This window comes from Paenibacillus sp. OSY-SE, from assembly GCF_000283315.1.
In the GTDB taxonomy this organism is placed as follows: domain Bacteria; phylum Bacillota; class Bacilli; order Paenibacillales; family Paenibacillaceae; genus Paenibacillus_B; species Paenibacillus_B profundus.
The window spans coordinates 20,271-40,110 of sequence record NZ_ALKF01000201.1; the positions used below are offsets into that span (position 1 = coordinate 20,271).

A 19,840-nucleotide genomic window follows, 5' to 3' on the forward strand; every position below is an offset into this window, starting at 1 on the left:
GTTTGTAAATTATGTCAATATGACGGCGCTGACGATTCCAGGACCATGAATTCCAATCGTCAGGTCGTTCTCGATATCAGCACTGCGGCTCGGTCCGGTAATCAAGTTCAACGATGACGGAAGGTTCGCCATCTCACCGTGAGACGCCCGCAGCCGTTCGAACACTTCCCCCATGCGCGCGACGATGCGCTCCGCCGGGAAGACTGCCAGCAGCATGCCGGGCATAAGACTGACCGAACGGCCTTGCGCTCCCGCAGACAGCACTGCCAGCGTGCCCGTATTCGCCACGACGGCTTCGGGAACGACAATTCCAAGATGACATCGTTCCACAGCCCGAAGCAGCGGACTGCGCGCCTGCCATTTCTCCCCAGCAAGCGCTCCCGCTTCTCCGGGCTCTGATGTGCCCAACTGCTCTAATGCAGCCTTCCACGCGTCTTCCTCGTCTGCTGCGCTTGCCGATTCCGACCATGGCACACCGACTAGGCGCTGCTCATGCAGCACCTGCGGAACGCCATAGGACTGCAATTCCGGTGTTTTGGCATAGACTACACGCTCCAGCATGCCACGCTCCTTCAGCTCGGCAATACTAGCGGAGATGGCTTCTGCCGCTTGCGAGACAGGCGCCACGCGGACAAGCCCCGTCAGCGCCGTCCAGCTATCCATGAACAACTGTACACATTCCTCTTGGCCCAATTGTCCCATCCGCTTGCGATAGGAATCAGGCACCCCATTGAACATCGTGGCCGGCGGTTGTTGAAGCGGCTTGGCGCGTCCGAGGCGCACTGCGATTTGCGTCAGAAACTGCTGCTCATTCATCTGTCCACTCCGTCCTTTCCTCTGTCTTCTGAAGCGGTTGCCTCCCGTGAAGTTGGATCCTGCTGCAATTCACGCTGCAGCTCCGCCCATGAATCCCGGAACGATTGCTTCGGTATCGCCGGGAAGGTACGAGACTTCGTCCACCCTGCCGCCGGTCCAGGCGCCTTGCGGATGACTCCGTCACGGACAAGCGGCTTCTGCCCATAATAAGCTGCTTTTCCAGCCATACGGTACCATTTGACATTGCCGAATACCTTGCCGAACATTTTGAAACCAAGACGTTCCGCAGATGGAGTGAAGCCTTCTTTCACCTTACGCGCCCGCAAATACACGAGCATATCATGCAGCGGAATTTTAACCGGACACGCCTCATAGCAAGCCCCGCATAAGGAAGAAGCGTAAGCGAGCGTACCCGCCTCCTTCATATCCTGCTGCAGGAGCGGGGTCAGCACGGCGCCGATCGGTCCGCTGTACACCGAACCATACGTATGGCCGCCGACATGGCGATAGACCGGGCATACGTTCAGACAGGCTGCACAGCGGATGCAATGGAGCACTTGCTGGAACTGTGGATCGCCCAACTGCGCGGAACGTCCGTTATCCAAAATAATGACGTGCAGCTCTTCAGGTCCGTCCAAGTCCCCTTCTTGCCGCGGTCCAGTGATGAAGGACGTGTAGGTCGTCAGCTTCTGCCCCGTAGCGCTGCGGGCGAGTAAATTAAGCATGACCTCGACATCTTCGAAGGTCGGAACGAGCCGCTCCATTCCCATGACGACGACATGCGTCTTCGGAACGGTCGTGACCATACGGCCGTTGCCTTCATTGGACACCAACGTCACCGTGCCCGATTCCGCAATGCCGAAGTTGCATCCGGTCAGCCCGATCTCCGCCTCCAGAAAGAACTGTCTCAGCTTGCGCTTCGCGAAAGAGGCCAGCTCCTTGGTCTCCGGCGGGAGCTTCTTGCCCGCTTCCTTCGTGAACAGCTCCGCAATTTGCGACTTGTTTTTATGAATCGCCGGAATAATGAGATGGGACGGCGTCTCCTGCGCCAGCTGCAAAATATATTCGCCCAGATCGGTCTCGATGGCATCGATGCCGCGCTCCTTGAGGCGCTCATTCAGATGCATTTCCTCCGACACCATGGACTTGCCTTTGGCTACAAGCTTCGCCTGCTTCTCCTCCGCAATGCGCAGGAAGGTCTGAACCGCGTCTTCCCCTGTGCCGCAAAAATGGACGTGTCCGCCCCGGCTCCGCACCTGATCCGCAAATTGTCCCAAGTAATAATCCAGATGCGCAATTGTATGCTCGCGAATCACTCTGCCCCGTTCCCGCCATTCTTCCCAATCCCCGAATTGTTCTGCGGCGGAAAGACGTCCCGTACGCAGCTTATCCGTAGTGAAGGCGACGGCTTGGCGCAGAAAATCGTTCTGCAGCACCTCCTGCGTACGCTGCTTCAGTCCGCTGCCGATACCTCCGTTAACGTTGTTGGATGAAGTTGTGCTCACGACGCTTCACTCCTTCCTCGAGCAGCTCCGCAAGATGCATGATCCGAATCGGACGCCCCTCTTTATTGAGCCGCCCTCCGATGTTCATTAAGCATCCCATATCGGAACCGATTAAGATGTCCGCCTCTGTATCAACGACATACTGCGCTTTTTCCGTAACCATCGCTTCAGACATTTCCGGCATCTTGATGGCGAATGTGCCGCCGAAGCCGCAGCAATCTTCCTTATGCGGCAAATCGACTAACGTCAAGCCCTTCACCTGCTGCAGCAGCAGCATAGGCTCCTCAGTGATGCCTAACAATCTCGTGGCATGACAGGAAGGATGATACGTGGCCTTGCCATCGAACGCCGCCCCGATATCCGTTCTTCCCAATACTTGAACAATGAACTGGGAAAATTCATACGTGCGTTCAATGAGACGCTTCGCTTTTTCGAGCCACTCCGGTTCATCCATGAACAAATCTTCGTAGTAATGATGCACCATACCGGCGCAGGAGCCCGATGGCGTCACGACATAATCACTATGCTCAAATGCTGTAATCCATTGCCTGGCGACTTCCCTTGCATCATCATGATAGCCGCTGTTGAAGGCAGGCTGCCCGCAGCACGTCTGCAGCGGCGGGAAATCCATTTCACAGCCGAGCCGGTGCAGGAGCCGGACAACGCTTTCAGCAACATGGGGAAAGCAAGTATCCGCCAAGCAAGTTACAAATAACGATACGCGCATAATTGCCCCTTCTTTCATCGTCGTTCATCGAGGAACGAGCAGAATGGAAAAGAAGCGCCCGCAGGCCTTTCAGCCGTCGAGCGCTTAAGTCATTAGCGCTCGGCTGCCATACGGTTGGTAAGCGAACCGAGCTTCTCGATTTCGATGGTGACGAGGTCCCCGTCTTGCAAGTAGACGCGCTTGTCTTCCGGCAGTCCGAGCACAACGCCTTCCGGCGTGCCTGTCAAAATGATATCACCCGGCACAAGCGTCATGTGACGTGAAATGTAGCTGACGATTTCGTCGCAATCGAAGATCATGTCGGACGTATTGGAGTGCTGGCGCGTCTCGCCGTTCACGATGCATTTGATGTCGAGCTCATTCGGATTGCCTACTTCGTCGGCCGTGACCAGATACGGTCCGAGCGGGCTGAATCCGTCGCACGACTTGCCGAGCAGCCATTGCTGGGTGCGCATCTGCAGATCGCGTGCAGACAAGTCATTGACGCAGCAATATCCGAAGACGTAATCGAGCGCTTCCTCTTTGCTCACATCCTTCGCCGTCTTCCCGATAACCATGACAAGCTCCGCTTCGTAGTCCACCTGATCGCTTACACGCGGAAGCACGACATCGTGACCATGCCCCGTGAGCGTGTTGTTGAACTTGTTGAACAGAATGGGATACTGCGGAATCGGCGCATTCGTCTCTTCGGCATGCTTGCGGTAGTTCAAGCCGACGCAAATGATTTTTTGCGGCTGCGGCACACATGGCCCATAATTCAATTCGCTCTCATTCAGCACCACACTCGCATTCGCCGCATACGCTTCGACTTCCAAACGCAGGCCTGCGCCGCCTGCAATAATATCGTGCATCGAATATGCTTCACTTACGTCGACCACACCACGGTCTGTTGCTGCCCCCGTTCGAAGCTGTCCATTTTGATCATAGAACGTGACATATTTCACCGCTAATTCCTCCTCCGTGAAGTACAATCATATATATGTGTTATGTCATTACGCATTTTTGCCGAACACAACTCCGCCATCGATATAAAGCGGGGAGCCCATCATAAATTTGGATTCGTCGGAAGCCAGGAACAGGGCACCTTCCGCGACATCTTCAGGACGTCCCAGTTCCCCGCTGAGCTGCCGTGTCTTAATGGAGGCAATGGCCGCTTCCGGATCATCGTAGGAATTGCGCAAATAGTTCTCCACAAATGGTGTGAAAATGGTTCCCGGCAGCAGTGCGTTCACCCGGATGTGGTATGGCGCATAGTCCACCTGCATGGACTTCGTCAATGAGAGAACCGCTCCCTTCGTTGCCGCGTAGGAAGCGCGATTCGCCAAGCCCATCTCCGCAATGCAAGAGGACATGTTAATAATGGTCCCGCTTTGCTGCTCCATCATGTAAGGGAGAACATATTTGCTCGGCAAGAACACGCCGCGTATATTAATCGCAATGACGCGGTCCCATGCCTCTGGCTCGATTTCGTGCAATCTCCCTACACCGCTCACGCCCGCATTGTTGAACAAGACGTCGATGCGTCCATATTGCTTGACTACGGCGTCCGCCATCGCCTTCGCTTCCTCTGGAGAAGTGACGTCGACTTGAATGAACATCGACTTTCCTCCCAGTTCTTCAATCATCCGTACCGTTTCTTGTCCGCCTTCTGATTGAATATCCGCTACGACAATGGTCGCGCCTTCCTTCGCGAAACGTAGGGCGGTACTCCGGCCAATGCCGGAGCCCGCGCCCGTGATGATACATACTTTTGCTTCCAAGCGCATGCTGAATCTCCTTTCCTTCTATTCGAATGTAATCTTTATGCTAGTTATGCTAGATCGCAGATAAGTTGAACTATTGAATTCCGATCATTCTCCCCCTCGGTCAACAACAATGGTTCCAATATCGCCCAAGAGCTCCATGGTGTGGACGAACGGTTGAGATGGGGAACTTGCTGAGTGAATGGGAGCGTCTCCAACTGCAATAATACAGTTAAGAGCATCTTTTTTCCGTCTTTCGTCACGCTGGACTGCAATTGTAGGGTAACTAGATTGAAAAAGTTGGCGCACTCCGGTCTGCGGCTTATCATAGCGACGACCTCTACTTTCGCGGCTTTCGATCAATCTCCCCTTCGATCAGTAACAACGTTCCCGCATATCTCAGGCGCTAGACGGTGTGATCGAACGGTGATGTTGCCGCATCGACTGAGAACCAATGTTGGCCACAGTTAATCTTCACCCATACGGTTTCTGAATGAGAGGGAGAGTGGATAGAAGGACTTGGCAACGTACCGTTATTGGCTTTCGGCAATCGCCATGTCGATATAAATTCATCGCCGTTCACACATGCATCATTGAACGTTAACCAGATACGATCATGAGATTGGCATATGGCGTCGTATCTCCCGTCCGAATGACCGCTCTCGATTCCTGGCACAGCTGCTTGAACTCAACGTGCGCCATCACCTTCCACCGCACATCCGGCAAAAGCGCCTTGAGCTCAGCCACCCGTTCCGGACTGAACGACTGCATCTCTTCTGTAATGACGACGCAGTCGATGATGAATTCTCCAGCCACCGCCTGCAGCACGTCCACGACAGTCGGAATATCGTCGCATAAAGCCAGGTCGAGCCGCTCAACGCTCATCGGCACCGGAAATCCCCGATCACAGACTGTTAACATATCGGTATGACCCGTCTCCGAGAGAATACGGTTCAGCTGCGGATGCAGAATGCCGCCCTTTTTCATCGGCTCACCTCCTTGGTGCTAGTGGAAGAGAAAGCGGCCTGCCGGGCCACTTCCTCTCGTTGATCCAGCGTCAGCCGCTCGCGGAAGCTCGGAGCCGGCCGCTTCAAATACAATTGCTCCACACCATCGACAACGGTGACGGCAACGAGCTCCCAGCCTTGTTCCCCTAATTCGTTCAAGGGAGCCGCATCATGCTCGATGCGATATTCCCACTTAGAAAGACTCAACGTGATTCAACCTCCCATTGGAAGGCCACCACACGGGCCGGAGCGCCACTTGAATCACGGATGTGAAGCGGCAGCGCCATGACATGCCAATCTCCCTCACGAAGCGTCGGATCATTCAACTGCAAGCCTTCCGCCACCCAGATGTTCGCTCCCAAGACGATGCGGTGTGTCTCCTCGTTTTCTTCTCCTGTGCCGCCGATGCTGAAATGATCGATGCCAACTGCCTTAATGCCCCGTTCAACCAAATAACGGGCGCCTTCGTTGGACAAATAAGGAGACTCATAAATCCATTCCTTCGTCCAACCGCGCTTCTCACCCCAACCGGTATACAGCAGCACAATCGAATGCTCGTTCAACTGCTCCTCATACGGTTCCAGATCCGCACGCCCGATCGGATGCTTCGCCCCTCTGTCCTGCAGCGGCACGAACACCATCCGCCCTTGAAACTGCTGCACTGGAATGCGATCCAGCGTAAGATCGAATTCGCCGAGATGGGCAGGCGCATCCATATGGGTTCCGGTATGCAGGTTCATCGTAATCTTCTCCAGCTTCCAACCGTCCCGCGGTCCTACACAGATGTAATCCATCTTCGGCGGTTCAAAGTCCGGCAGCACCGGACACAGATGGTACAGATCCTGCGACAGATCGACCATTCTCGAAATGTTAAGCATATGCCGTCACCTACCGTTCCATATGGTCTTCCGGTTGTGCCGCCTTAACGGTAAGGCCGCCGTCCACCATGAGCAGATGACCGTTCACCTGCATCGCTTCCTCGGACGCCAAGAATACAACTGCATCGCCGATTTGGCGTGCCGTTCCGAGCCGCTTCATCGGATTCGCCTGCTCTTCCTTTTCACGCATGCCCGGAGCTGCCAAGAAGTCCGTACACATATCGGTATCGACCGTGCTAGGCCCGACCGCGTTCACGTTAATGTTATATTTGCCCAGCTCGATCGCCATGCCCTTCGTCAGCATATGAGCAGCTGCTTTTGAAGATTGATAGTGCGGAATAACAGGGCTTGTGACCATCAAGCTGGCTGTCGACAGCACGTTGACGATCTTGCCGTATCCCTTCTCAATCATATGTTCCGCCGCGCGCTGCGAGGTCATGAAGATTGCTTTGACATTCGTGTTATACGTACGATCCCACGTTTCTTCCGTCACCTTCATGAACGACTCGAACGGCGCGATGCCCGCGTTGTTCACGAGCACATCAACGTAGCCCAATTCCTTCTCGACTTCGTCGAACATGTTCAGCACTTCAGCCTTGCTGCCGATGTCCGCTTGCACGACAACCGCCTTACGACCCAGTTCCTCAACCTTCTGCTTTACAGCCAATGCCTTCTCGTAAGATGACGCAGAGGCGTAATTAATTGCGACGTCCGCTCCTTCTTCCGCCAATCGATATACAATCGCTTCTCCAATACCGCGGCTCCCCCCGGTAACTAATGCAATACGTCCCGCTAAACGCCCCATGTTAGTTCCTCCTGTTATCCCATAAGTAATCATTGATTATAAGTGCGTGTTCAAAAAGCACCCTTTTGAGCATTTTCTATAAGCTCGGACCGATTCGGTTAATGCTGAACTCCGCATGGCCGAGCACTTCCGCCTTCGTCAATTGACCATCGCTCACGGCGCGAATTTCATCCCAAATATGGTTGCCCGCTTCCTGCAAGGAGACGCTTCCTTCCAGCATTCCGCTGACGTCCACATCCATGTTGTCTGCCATCCGTTCCGCGCAGATGCGGTTGCCGGTAATCTTGATCACCGGAATGACCGCTGAGCCGGTAGGCGTTCCGCGCCCCGTCGTGAAGCAGACCAAATGCGCGCCGCCTGCCGCCATGCCGGATACGCATTCGATGTCATTGCCTGGCGAATCCATAAAATATAGACCGCCTTGCGGAATCGACTCGGCGTATTCAATTACCCCTTCAATCGGCGCTGTTCCGCACTTGCTGATGCAGCCGAGCGACTTCTCCTCGATCGTGCTCAAGCCTCCGGCAATGTTGCCCGGACTCGGATTGCCGCCGCGCATATCGGCTCCCATCCGCTCGACTTCCTTCTCGAAGCGGTTCACGATATAATACAGATCGTCCGCCGTCTCCGTCGTGCGGCAGCGGTCTGCCAGCACATGCTCCGCCCCGATAATTTCCGTCGTTTCGCCAATAACGATAGTGCCGCCTTCGGCAATAAGCGCATCGGCAGCCACGCCAAGAGCCGGATTCGACGCGAGACCACTCGTCGCATCGGAGCCGCCACATTTCACGCCGATCTTCAGCTCAGAGAACGGAATTGCTTCCTTCGTCATCGCATCCAGCTTCGCTCTCATTTCCTGCGCTAACTGAACTCCATGCTGAATCGCTTTGACCGATCCTCCAACGCTCTGAATATCAAATACTTCCACGAGCTTGCCTGTCTTGCGAATTTCCTCTGCCAGCTGTGTCGGATCGACGACCTCGCAGCCCAAGCTTACGATGACGACCCCGCCGACATTCGGGTTCTTGCCCGTTCCGGCGAGCACGTCGAAGGTGCGATCCTTATCCGCGCCAATCTGGCTGCAGCCGTGCTGATGAGGGATAGCCACCGTATTCGGTACGAGCTGCTGAATACGGTTGCACACTTGATTCGAGCAGATAACGGTAGGAATAATTAATAGATGATTGCGAATCCCGACCTCACCATTCGGTCTCCGATAGCCTTGAAACGTTAAACTCATGCTAGGTTCCCCTTTCCCGTACAAATGAGCTATGCTTGCTATTTCAGGTGCCTGTCGGCTCCGTTACGCTTCCGCCGAGGATGGCTCTCCCCCAGCCTGATCTCCGCGCCCCCGAATTCCTTCGATATTGTGCACATGCACATGATCGCCGACCGGAATGTCGCAGACGGCGCGCCCGATGACTTCCCCATACTTGCGCACATGCTCGCCTTCCGTTATGTGAATGACTGCCACCTTATGACCGAAAGGAATCGGCTGATTGACTGCTAGCGACACTGAATTCCCTTGAACTTCGCACGTAATGGTCTCGCCTGGAACAAGCTCCCTCAGAGCGGTCGCGACATGGTCGCGATCATCCATTACGATAACGCTTACACCCTTTTGCATGGCCTTTTCTTTCACGCAAATCCCTCCACCTTTAAATGGAAATGTTACCGTTAACTCAACGATATCACCTGTTCCCCTTGATGTCAATGTTACAAATAGAATAAAATGAAATCGGTATAACTATTTTCGTTCTCGTACCCATTTCAATAAATTATAGGAGAATTCAGTCTATGGCTACCATTTATGATATTGCGAAACGGGCCAATGTGTCGGCGATGACAGTATCACGGGTCATTAACAACACGGGCAGAGTCAGTGAGAAAACCCGTACGAAGGTTAAGAAAGTAATGGAAGAGATGCATTATATCCCCAATTCCGTTGCCCGCTGCCTTGTGACACAGGAGAGCAAAATATTGTCTTTGCTCATTACAGACATAACGAATCCATTTTTTACAACGATGGCGCGAGGTGCGGAAGACGCTGCGATGCGGCACGGTTACCGGCTCATGTTCGGCAATAGTGACGAGAGCTTTGCAAAAGAGAAGGACTATGTTGAAATGATTTTGTCCATGCGTGTGGACGGCGTGCTATTTTCACCAAGCGGTGACCGTTCCCGCGAGCATTTGGAGTGGCTCACCCGTCAGAACGTTCCGTTCGTGCTGCTGGACCGCGAGGTTCCTGGCGTAGAATGCGACGCTGTACTCGGAGACAGCCGTATCGGCGCACAGCAAGTGGTTCGGGAAATGATCCGCTGCGGACACCGCCGCATCGCGCTCGTGAACGGTTCGCAGGACGTATCGACAGCGCGGGAACGTCAGGCAGGGTATGCGGACGCATTGCAGGAGGCTGGCATTCAATTTAACGATCAATTGGTGATGGAGACAAGCTATCTGGGCGAGCATGGGCCGTTATCGCTCGCTCATTGGATGGATTTAGCGCCGGGACAGCGGCCAACGGCTATCTTTGCCGCGAACAACATGCTTGCTTTGTCCGTGCTCAAGGCCGTCCGGGAAATGGGCCTGCGCGTTCCCGAGGACCTCTCGCTCGCTTGCTTCGACGATTTCGGCTGGGCAGAAGAGGCGAATCCGTTCTTCTCAGTCGCTTCGCAGCCTGCGTACGAATTCGGGGAGAAAGGAATTCAACTGCTGTTGGAGCGCATCAAAAATCAGGACGTGCCTCCGAGACGCATTGTGCTCCCTTGCAGCGTACATATGCGTCAGTCGGTCGGACAGCTGCAGCCCGTACAATAAGACTAGGCTTGGAGTTGCTATAAGAGGTTGTTCTACACTGCGCTCCTTCTTCAGGAATGCTTCCGCTGCAGTTTTCTTACGAAAACTTGTACTTCTCGGTGCTGAATAGGGGCCATTTGAACCTGCACTATAAATATTTATAAATAGTACCGGCAAGGAGATGCCCTGACAATTTTGGCACAGGACTTACAGGGTCTCTTTGTCGTACTTATTAATCTCTAGCATGACACGTTCAATTCCCCTCTCTATATCCTCGATTTTTACATTCGAGACGTTTAATTTCAGCAGTGAGCTCTTCGGAAAAGAAGATAAATAATTCGCTTCCGCCATGTCGACGAGAATGGATTGCCGCTTCAACCTCGCCATAAGCTCTTGACCCTGCACCCTTTTATCCAGTGACATGTACGTATGAATGCACGGATTACCCGCCGGTGTATAACGGTACAGCCCCTTGCTTTGGCGCTGCGCTTCTTCCAATGCAGAGGTCAAACGTTCCGTTCGCGACGAATAAGCGGAGCGAATCTTCTGCTTGTGGCGCTCGAACATGCCGTTCTTGATGTAGATCTCGAGCGCTGCCTGCGACAGCATAGAGCTGTCGACATCAAGCAGCTTCTTATATTTGTGGAACGGCTCGGCAATGCTTGGCGGGATGACGGCGGCACCGACGCGCAAGCCCGGAAAAATGATCTTTGAGTAGCTTTTTAAATAAATGACATGCGCAGAGCGATCATAGGCATATATCGGATCCGCCTTAGCATCCCGATCCAAATCGGCCAAATAGTCGTCCTCCACGATATACACGTCATACCGCTCCGCCAATTTGGCGATCGTCTTTTTCTGCTGCTGAGAGTAAGACGTTCCAAGCGGATTATGAAAGCGCGGCATCGTATAGAAAAACTTAATTCGTTGCGTCTGGAACAGCCGTTCCAGTTCCTGCAGGTCTATGCCTTCGCTCGTGCGCTCAATCCCCAGCACGGGCACGTTATGCGTCTCCACATATTCGATATACAAATGATAGCCCGGCTGTTCGATCAATATCGTATCCTTCCCGTTCGGAAACGGAATGGTCGTCAGCAGCGCCAATGCTTGTTGAATGCCAGAAGTGATATAGATGTGATCTGCGCTCGTAAACACTTGATAATTCGCCAACTGCTTCTCGATCACCTTGATTAACGAAGGCAGCCCTTGCCTGGTTCCATACACAAATAGTTCATTTTTGTAAATATCGATCGCTTTATTGATGCATTGCTGAAAATCCAAATACGGAAACACCTCTGGATCCGGTGCAGAGGAGGAAAAATCGACCGTGGACCGATCTCTATGCCGCGGTTGCTTTCGTTTCATCACATAATATCCGCTTTTCGCAACAGAGTACACCATATGCCGCTGCTCCAGTTCATCGAGCGCACGGATAATCGTGCTTTTGCTGCAGCGATATTGCTCGGCCAGCATGCGAATCGATGGCAGCTTGTCCCCCTCTTTGTACTCGCCGCTCTGAATCCAATGCTCCAAGTCATTTAACAAGGATAAGTATTTATACATAGACGCCTCTCAATCTCATTCCGAATTCTATACCGGTACAGATATAGTTTATTTGTATTGTATCATGTGGGGGGATTTAATACGATGTAACTATACCGGCCGGTACCTATTAAGCGCGCTTCACTGTGTATGAGAGATCATACAGGTAACTTTCGGATTAGGTGCAATGCTTTGGCACTCCTTCCGCAGCAGCTGAAAAACAGCCGGCTCTACTGGACAAAGCATAGTCCACGTGCCGTTTAGCCGCTCAACTTATATACACCTCTATAAAGGAAGTGGAACCATGATAGATTCATCCCAGAAAAAGGCTTATCTTGCAGCTATATTATACGCCTTCATCATCGGCTTCTCGTTCGTGTTCGTAAAGTTGGCCCTGACGGCAACCGATCCGATGAGCACGCTCGCCCATCGCTTTACCATATCCATTGTCATCGCAACCATACCTGTTATATTCGGGTGGGTAAAGCTGAACATAACGCCCAAAGACATTGTGCGCATCCTGCCGTTGGCGCTGTTCTATCCGGCGATGTTTTTCGCCTTCCAAGCGTTCGGCTTGGTCTACGCCAGTTCCTCCGAAGCGGGAATCATTCAGGCGGCGGTGCCGATTTTCACGATGCTGCTTGCTTCCTATTTTTTAAAAGAACGTTCGAGTCTATGGCAGAAGCTATCCGTCGCCTTGTCCGTTGCCGGGGTCATTTACATCTTCGTCATGAATGGAGTCGCCATTGATGCTTCCAACGTGAAAGGGACCGTTCTCATCTTGTTGTCCGCGCTCGCCTCGGCAGGGTACAACGTGATGGCGCGGCCGATGACGCGCAGATTCAAGCTCATCGATATCACGTATATGATGACGCTCGTCGGCTTCCTGACGTTTAATGTGATGTCGCTCGTGAACCACGGCCTGAACGGTACGGTATCGCTCTACTTCGCGCCTTTCACGGATACGACGTTTATTATATCGATCTTGTATTTGGGCGTGTTGTCTTCACTCGTCACCTCCTTTTTGTCCAACTACGCCCTCTCGCATATGGAAGCCTCGAAGATGAGCGTGTTCGGCAATTTCGCCACGCTCATTACGATGATTGCCGGCGTCCTGGTGCTAGACGAGCAGCTGAAATATTTTCACCTGATTGGCGCCTGCATGATTATTCTCGGCATATTGGGAACTGCATTTCTCGGCAAACGCAAAGCGAGAGCCCATTGACGCCAACGAAAAGCCAAACACACGTTGCTCGTAATCCGCAACGTGTGTTTGGTGTTCCTTATAACCCGAATTCTTACCCGCTAATGCGATGGAATTGACTGTTCACCAAGCCGTGGTAAAATCCTCTCTGCGCCATCAGAGAATCGTGCGATCCTTGCTCGATAATGGTGCCCTCTTCCAGCACGAGAATGAGATCGGCTTGCCGAATCGTATTCAGCCTGTGTGCGATGACGATATTCGTTCGCCCCTTCATCAGCCGGTACAGCGCCTCTTGGATTTTCAGCTCCGTGATCGTATCGATGCTGCTCGTCGCCTCATCCAATATTAAGATAGCCGGGTCGGCCAGCAGCGCGCGGGCGATGGATAACAGCTGCTTCTGCCCTTGGCTGATGCCGCTGCCGTCCTGCTCCAGCACCGTGTCGTACTGCTGCGGCATCTTCATAATGAAGGAATGGGCATTCGCCAGCTTGGCTGCCCGCTCCACCTCGGCGTTGGTCGCATCGAGCTTCCCGTAGCGGATGTTGTCGCGAATCGTGCCTTGGAACAGGTAGGAATCCTGCAGCACGAACCCCATATGCAAGCGCAGATTGTTCCGCTTCACTTCCTTGATGTCAACGCCGTCGACACATATATGTCCGCCGTCCGAATCATAAAAGCGGGAGAGCAGCTGCACAATCGTCGTCTTTCCCGCTCCCGTCGGACCGACCAAGGCGACTGTTTCGCCAGGAGACGCATGGAACGAAATGTCTGTGACCGTCTGCCCGCCCTTGTCGTAGGCAAAGGACACGTCTGTGAACTCGATTTCGCCGCGCACTTCCGCAAGCTCGACCGCCCGCTGCTCATCCTTGCTCTCCTCATCCTCTTCGAGCACTTCGAATACGCGCTCCGCTCCGGCGATTGCGGATAGAAACGTATTGAACTGGTTCGCCAAATCATTGAGCGGGCGCGTAAACTGCCGCGCATATTCGGAAAACGTGACGATGACCCCGATAGTAATCATGCCTTGAACGGCAAGCACGCCGCCCGCTCCGGCGATGATCGCAAAGCTCAAGTTGTTCAGCACATTCATCAGCTTCGGAATGAAGCCCGAGTACGTCTGCGCCCAGTAGCCGGACATCTTCAGCTTCTCGCTCTTCTCGACGAACTGCGAGATGACTCTTTGCTCCTGCGAGAACGTCTTGACGATTTTTTGACCAGAGAACGTTTCTTCGATAAATCCGTTCAAATCCCCCAAATTGCGCTGCTGTTCCTTGAAATATTTCCCCGTCCGCTTCGTAATCCACTTCATGCCAAGAAACATGAGCGGGACGATGATTAACGTAATCAAGGTCAGAAGCGGGCTGAGCCACAGCATGAGTGTAATCATGCCGATGAACGTCAATATGCTGGATGACAATTGAATGAACGAGCTGTTCAGCGTCTGGCTCACATTGTCGATATCATTGGTGAGGCGGCTCATGAGCTCGCCATGCTGCCGCTTGGCAAAGTACGATACCGGAAGCCGATGCAGCTTACGGAACAGCTCCGTCCGCATGCTGTACACTGCTTTCTGGGCGACCCCTATCATCCAGTAGTTCTGCAGCCAGAGCGATGCGAAGTTCAGCACATACACGCCCGCTATGAGCACGATAAGCAGGATGAGTCCCTGACTGTCGCTCGCCACGATGAACTGATCGACGGCTATCCCCACGAAAAAAGGTCCGAGCAGCCCCATCATGGTGCTTGTCAGTACCATGATGAAGATGAGCGTTAATAGCCCTTTATAGTCCGCTAAGTAGGACCAGATTTTTTTCAGCGTGCCCGCCCAATCTTTCGGTCTTGATTTGGACTTGCCTCCCGGTGCGGCATAGTTCTTGCCGCTCGCTCCATGAGTTTCCCTTGCGCCAGGTTGAACAGGCTTATGTGACGGCATTGGCATGGGTTGCAGCCTCCTCTCCGAACTGGGATTGAACGATGCGCCGGTACATCTCCGAATGCTGTGAGAGGGATGCATGATCGCCCTGTGCCAGCAGCTTGCCATCCTCCAGCAGAAGAATGGTGTCGGCCTGCAGCGCCGTGCTGATTTTTTGCGTAATAATCAAGGTTGTACACGGATACTCTTGGAGCGATGCGAGCAATCTTGCTTCCGTATTGACGTCCAAGGCGCTCGTGCTGTCATCCAAGAGCAGAATCGCCGGCTTCCGGATGAGCGCCCGCGCGATAGACAAGCGCTGCTTCTGACCGCCGGACAGATTGACGCCCTTCTGTCCCAACACCGTGTCATATTGCTGCGGGAGCCTCATAATCGTGTCATGGATCTGGGCGTTGCTGGTGGCGGCAATTACTTCTTCCGTCGTGGCGCCTTCTTTGCCCCATTTTATATTGTCCATGACCGTTCCCGAGAACAGGAGCGCTTCCTGCGGCACGAATCCGATGCCGCGACGAAGCGTATCAAGCTTCATCGTCCGGATATCCATATCATCGATCCGCACGCTTCCTCCGCTCACGTCATATAGGCGGGGAATGAGCTGGAACAACGAGGTCTTCCCCGAACCGGTTGCGCCGAGGATGGCGACCGTCTCTCCCGGATGTGCAGTGAATGTAACGGACTGCAGGACAGGCACCGTCGTTCCCGGATAGCGAAACGACACGTCCTCAAACGCTATCTTCCCGTTCCGGATGGACAGGGATGCATTCGCATCGTCGGCATCGGTTATATCCGCATCGGTGCCAAGCACCTCCGCTACCCGTTGCCCCGACGCCTTCGCACGGGAAATGACCATCAATATCATCGACACCATGGACATGGCTCCCGTCATCCGTGCCGCATAATTAACGATAGCGACGACTTCGCCGACGTTCACCCCGCCTGCATTAACTTCCAAATGGCCGAACCAGAGGATGCCGAGCACGCTAAGGTTCATGATGAGCAGCAGTAGCGGAATCGTCAGCTCGACGAGGCGCAGAGCGGCTACGGTCTTGGCCATCAACTCCTCATTGGACTTCGCAAACCGTTTGTTTTCATGGCGGTGCCGCACGAATGCTTTGATCAATCTCATGCCAAGCAGATTCTCACGTAGCACGCTGTTCGCCTCGTCCAATTTTTCCTGGACGGAACGGAACAACACGAATCCCTTGCTCATAATCCAAATGAGGAGCACAAGCAGAAGCGGCATGACCACCGCCAATATCAGGCCCAGCTTCACGTTAACGGCCAGCGCCATGATTAGACCGCCGATAACGAGCAGTGGAGCCCGCATCATGATGCGCAAGCTCATGAATACGACGTTCTGCATTTGCGTCACGTCGCTCGTTACGCGGGTAATCAAGGTAGCGGTCGAGAATCGATCGAAGCTGGCGAAAGAAAACGATTGGATTTTTTCGAATAGATGTTTTCGGATGTCGAAACCAAAGTTCTGACTGACGCGGGCAGCATAAAATGAATTGATGATGCCGCAGATGAATCCGATCAAGGCCAACGCGACCATGAATCCTCCCCAGCGAAGCACGACGGAAAGATCTTGCTGCATAATGCCTTCATTAATAATTTTGGCAGCGATTAAAGGATGCCACAGCTCTACAGTGAGCTCGATAAGCATTAGGAAAAGCGCGATGCCCATCGGCCTTCGGTACGGAATGAGAAACGATAACACCTTGCGCATGAATCAGCCTCCAACGATTATGATATAATTCCATTATTTTACAATTTTAATGGGAGCATTTGTATTCTATTATACAATATCCGGCCTCGGGCAGACTGAATATTTCAAAATTCACGTAATCTAGTCGTAACATAGGGAAGCCGCAAGGAGTCGGCGCGTTCTCGTCATGCACTCCTGCTGCTAATGCGTATTGCTTGAGTCCCGTCTCACGTCTTCGGTTCAGTAAATGCAATAATACACGCTCTAACTGCATTTGTACATTTACTTGACCCATTCCCATTGTTCGAAAATTGTTGTGCTGGACTGCAAAAGTGAAGTTTATTTTTTTATAATAATATAAATAATGGCAGTTTCAATATTTTCAACTGCACAATGGCATTCAGCCCATTCCTATCCTACCCTGCCACCTTCCGAAAACACTGCCGCCTCTGCCAACTGAGCTGCACATACTCCTCCGCCAAACCTGCGTTCAGCGTCCAAACGCCTGAGTAACTGCTGCTTCCACCAGCATTTAGTATCCAAGCGCCTGAGTACCTACTGCTTTCACTAACTTGAGTACTTGCGCCCTATCCGTTCAATCATACTTCAGAACATAAAAAAAGTGCCGGTATAGAAGGAAACCGACAGGTAGCTTCCTTCCACCGACACGAATGGGTTGGGGGCAAGTTCGTCCTCGAGGGAACTGTTATGCCATCGACATGCAATTGTAATCCGATAACGAACTCACCCCAGGATGGGTCGTATGAGTAATAGGGTTAAACATGACACAAAAATTAACTGTGGTAGAACATGAGATAAGTAACCGCCAGTCATGGCATCGCCTGTCTTGAATCCTATTGTAGTCTCTGTTGGTGCAACCAGCCATTTAACTAACTTACAATCAGCTTACATTGTTGTAAGAGTGGTAACATCCTGTTCATTGTCTGTTACCCTTTTACCGCTCCCGCCGCCATTCCTTTCATCACCTGTTCCTGAAACAGGATATAGATGACGATCGTAGGCAGCGCCGCCATGCCCAATGCCGCCATCGTCAGCTTATAGTCCGTTGAGTAGCCGGTGGCGAATACGGATAGACTGAGCGGCAGCGTCTTCAGCGCCGGACTGTTGATGAACACGAGTGCAAAGGCAAAGTCGTTCCAGAAGCGCAAAAAGCCGAGGATGGCCACCGTCGCCAACGCCGGCAGAGAGACCGGAAGCATGATGCGGGTGAAAATGCCGGTGTAGCCACAGCCGTCGACGAGCGCCGCTTCCTCCATTTCCTTCGGAATATTGGCCAAGTAAGCCGCCACGATAAAGATAGCGATAGGAAGCTCAAATGCTGTATACGGCAATATAAGAGCAGCATACGTGTTCAATATCCCCATCTGATTCATCATCATAAACAGCGGCACGAGCGTGCTGTGAATCGGAATGAGCATGCCAAGCACGAACAACAGATGAATGAAGGCCCTGCCGCGAAACGTGAAGCGCGCCAAAATATAAGCCGCCAACGCCCCCAGCAGCAAAGTGAGCGCTAACGACAGTGTCGTGACGATGAATGAATTCAGCATGGACAGTCCCATCCCCGATACTTCCCAAGCACGGGCGAAGTTCGACCATTGCCAGGATTGCGGCAGTCCGAACGGATGCGCGTAAAATTCCTCATTCGTCTTAAACGCGCTCAAATAGAGCCAAATGAGCGGATACAACGTAACTACAGCATACACGGCCAATCCGCAAGAAACACAGAAGCGTGTGATGTGCGCCTTCCATCGTCTGACTGACATCTGATATGGCCCCCGAGCCCGCACGGCCGCTGCTGCTGAGGATGATTTCATACCGATTCCCTCCTTTCAAATTACGTGTTCAAAAAGGTCCCTTTTCAGCACCAAGGAGTGCAAGTCATCGCAAGAAAACTATATCGGAAGCATTGCTCTCATTGCTCTCATCTCTGCTCCTTCTTCATCAGCCATTGCGATCCAGCGACCATCAGCAAGCTGATAATAACGATAAGGGTGGATACAGCACTGCCATATCCGAAGCGATAGACGGTAAAGGTGCTGTTGTACATATACGAGGCAAGCAGCTCTGTCGCATGAGCGGGACCGCCATTCGTCATGACATAAATCAGATCGAACGCCTTCAAGCTCCCCGAGATGCACAGAACGATCGTGACCTTGAGCGTATCCCAGATGAGCGGCAGCGTAATGAAGCCCAGCTTCCGCAAGCCTGTCGCGCCGTCCAGATGTGCCGCATCATCCATTTCAGACGGGATGCTGTGCAGCGCAGCCAAAAACATAATTAAATACGGGCCGATATAATTCCACACGATCGGAATCGCAATCATCCACATGGCGATGCCAGGTTCGGATAGCCATGCGCGCCGCCACTCTTCGAGACCGACAGCACTGAGCGCCGCATTCAGCAGCCCTGTCTGCGGATGATAGATGTTGCTCCAAATAATCCCGATTACGACCGATGAGAGCACCATTGGCATAAAAACAGCAGACCGGACGAAGCGCTGAAACCATGTGCCGCGCTTTAAGAGCAGTGCTAGCAAGAGCGCGATCGGCACCTGACCGAAGACAGAGGCAACGACAACGATCATATTGTTGCGGAGCGACAGCCAGAAGACCGAATCCTTAAGCGCTTCAACGAAGTTATCCAAGCCGATGAAACGGGCAGCCCCGATTCCTTTCCAATCAAAAAATCCGTAATAAGCCGACCAGAAGATCGGAATGATGACAAAAATGGTGTACAAGACGAGCGCGGGGGTCAATCCTGCCGTAATAAACGACCGTTTATTGGTCCAAGCGCGCATAAGGGCTCCTCCTTCCTCTGTACGAAAGACGCTCTTTCTAGCTAACCCGGTTTAGAAAATCACTATCGAATTGTTCACGTCCATACAATGGCGCGTTCAGGCTGAGGTGCTCCGCTTCTTCCACCCCTTTGGTTCATTCTCCCCCTCCTTCAGGAGGCGGCACGACCAAGGATGACTCTAGCTATCTGTCATGATGAGCGACCACTGCATGGCATGGTATATACTATTGGCAGAATCTTATCCCCATCGTCATCCTTCCTGACGGTATGGAGAATGGACATCAGGACCTTTTGCAGAGTAGTCTGACAACCTATTCTCGTTGGGCGCTCCCATTCTGAATAAAGGGGAGAAGAACC

The 19,840-nt window shown here is 52.8% G+C and carries 18 protein-coding genes; 2 read left to right on the top strand and 16 right to left on the bottom strand.

What is annotated here, in order from left to right:
• Positions 1–9: 9 nt before the first annotated feature.
• The 11 genes from A372_RS0126965 to A372_RS0127020 all read right to left on the bottom strand — a co-directional run bounded on the left by A372_RS0126965 (position 10) and on the right by A372_RS0127020 (position 9,122).
• Positions 10–816: a LutC/YkgG family protein gene (locus A372_RS0126965; protein ID WP_019424043.1), complete on the bottom strand. Its 807-nt coding sequence runs from the start codon at positions 814–816 to the stop codon at positions 10–12.
• Positions 813–2,321, bottom strand: a complete 1,509-nt coding sequence (locus A372_RS0126970) for a LutB/LldF family L-lactate oxidation iron-sulfur protein (protein ID WP_019424044.1) — start codon at positions 2,319–2,321, stop codon at positions 813–815. The genes A372_RS0126965 and A372_RS0126970 overlap by 4 nt, the downstream gene beginning before the upstream one ends.
• Complete coding sequence (locus A372_RS0126975; protein ID WP_019424045.1) at positions 2,293–3,048, bottom strand: (Fe-S)-binding protein; 756 nt, start codon at positions 3,046–3,048, stop codon at positions 2,293–2,295. Before A372_RS0126975 ends, A372_RS0126970 begins: the two co-directional genes overlap by 29 nt.
• 92 nt (positions 3,049–3,140) lie before the next feature.
• Complete coding sequence (locus A372_RS0126980) at positions 3,141–3,992, bottom strand: fumarylacetoacetate hydrolase family protein (RefSeq protein WP_019424046.1); 852 nt, start codon at positions 3,990–3,992, stop codon at positions 3,141–3,143.
• A 48-nt stretch (positions 3,993–4,040) separates the two neighbouring features.
• Positions 4,041–4,814 (bottom strand): SDR family NAD(P)-dependent oxidoreductase, encoded by a 774-nt coding sequence (locus tag A372_RS0126985; protein ID WP_019424047.1) that lies wholly within the window; start codon positions 4,812–4,814, stop codon positions 4,041–4,043.
• 576 nt (positions 4,815–5,390) lie between these two features.
• The gene (gene rbsD / locus A372_RS0126995) at positions 5,391–5,777 is read right to left on the bottom strand and encodes a D-ribose pyranase (RefSeq protein ID WP_019424049.1); all 387 of its coding nucleotides are present in this window, start codon (positions 5,775–5,777) and stop codon (positions 5,391–5,393) included.
• Entirely contained in the window at positions 5,774–6,004 is a 231-nt protein-coding gene (locus tag A372_RS0127000; RefSeq protein WP_019424050.1) for a hypothetical protein, read from the bottom strand. Before A372_RS0127000 ends, rbsD begins: the two co-directional genes overlap by 4 nt.
• Positions 6,001–6,675, bottom strand: a complete 675-nt coding sequence (locus A372_RS0127005; protein ID WP_019424051.1) for a cyclase family protein — start codon at positions 6,673–6,675, stop codon at positions 6,001–6,003. The genes A372_RS0127000 and A372_RS0127005 overlap by 4 nt, the downstream gene beginning before the upstream one ends.
• A 10-nt stretch (positions 6,676–6,685) precedes the next feature.
• On the bottom strand, positions 6,686–7,480 hold the full coding sequence (locus tag A372_RS0127010) for an SDR family NAD(P)-dependent oxidoreductase (protein WP_019424052.1): 795 nt from the start codon (positions 7,478–7,480) through the stop codon (positions 6,686–6,688).
• A gap of 76 nt (positions 7,481–7,556) precedes the next feature.
• Complete coding sequence (locus tag A372_RS0127015) at positions 7,557–8,720, bottom strand: UxaA family hydrolase (RefSeq protein ID WP_019424053.1); 1,164 nt, start codon at positions 8,718–8,720, stop codon at positions 7,557–7,559.
• A 63-nt stretch (positions 8,721–8,783) separates the two neighbouring features.
• On the bottom strand, positions 8,784–9,122 hold the full coding sequence (locus A372_RS0127020; protein ID WP_019424054.1) for a UxaA family hydrolase: 339 nt from the start codon (positions 9,120–9,122) through the stop codon (positions 8,784–8,786).
• A 155-nt stretch (positions 9,123–9,277) separates the two neighbouring features.
• Between A372_RS0127020 and A372_RS0127025 the strand changes: the two genes are divergently transcribed.
• Positions 9,278–10,297 (top strand): LacI family DNA-binding transcriptional regulator, encoded by a 1,020-nt coding sequence (locus A372_RS0127025; RefSeq protein WP_019424055.1) that lies wholly within the window; start codon positions 9,278–9,280, stop codon positions 10,295–10,297.
• Positions 10,298–10,483: 186 nt separating this feature from the next.
• Here A372_RS0127025 and A372_RS0127030 read toward each other — a convergent pair whose 3' ends face one another.
• A complete protein-coding gene (locus A372_RS0127030) occupies positions 10,484–11,839 on the bottom strand; it encodes an aminotransferase-like domain-containing protein (RefSeq protein WP_019424056.1) in 1,356 nt (451 codons plus the stop codon).
• Positions 11,840–12,122: 283 nt separating this feature from the next.
• Here A372_RS0127030 and A372_RS0127035 point away from each other — a divergent pair, with 283 nt between their 5' ends.
• Positions 12,123–13,043 (top strand): DMT family transporter, encoded by a 921-nt coding sequence (locus A372_RS0127035; protein WP_019424057.1) that lies wholly within the window; start codon positions 12,123–12,125, stop codon positions 13,041–13,043.
• Positions 13,044–13,116: 73 nt separating this feature from the next.
• Here A372_RS0127035 and A372_RS0127040 read toward each other — a convergent pair whose 3' ends face one another.
• The 4 genes from A372_RS0127040 to A372_RS0127055 form a co-directional block, all read right to left on the bottom strand.
• The gene (locus tag A372_RS0127040) at positions 13,117–14,961 is read right to left on the bottom strand and encodes an ABC transporter ATP-binding protein (protein WP_019424058.1); all 1,845 of its coding nucleotides are present in this window, start codon (positions 14,959–14,961) and stop codon (positions 13,117–13,119) included.
• Positions 14,942–16,684, bottom strand: coding sequence for an ABC transporter ATP-binding protein (locus tag A372_RS0127045; RefSeq protein WP_019424059.1), 1,743 nt, complete (start codon positions 16,682–16,684; stop codon positions 14,942–14,944). Before A372_RS0127045 ends, A372_RS0127040 begins: the two co-directional genes overlap by 20 nt.
• Positions 16,685–17,610: 926 nt before the next feature.
• Positions 17,611–18,501 carry a carbohydrate ABC transporter permease gene (locus A372_RS0127050; RefSeq protein ID WP_019424060.1) on the bottom strand — a complete coding sequence of 297 codons (891 nt, stop codon included), beginning with the start codon at positions 18,499–18,501 and terminating at the stop codon, positions 17,611–17,613.
• 107 nt (positions 18,502–18,608) lie between these two features.
• Positions 18,609–19,484: a carbohydrate ABC transporter permease gene (locus A372_RS0127055; RefSeq protein WP_019424061.1), complete on the bottom strand. Its 876-nt coding sequence runs from the start codon at positions 19,482–19,484 to the stop codon at positions 18,609–18,611.
• Positions 19,485–19,840: the final 356 nt, after the last annotated feature.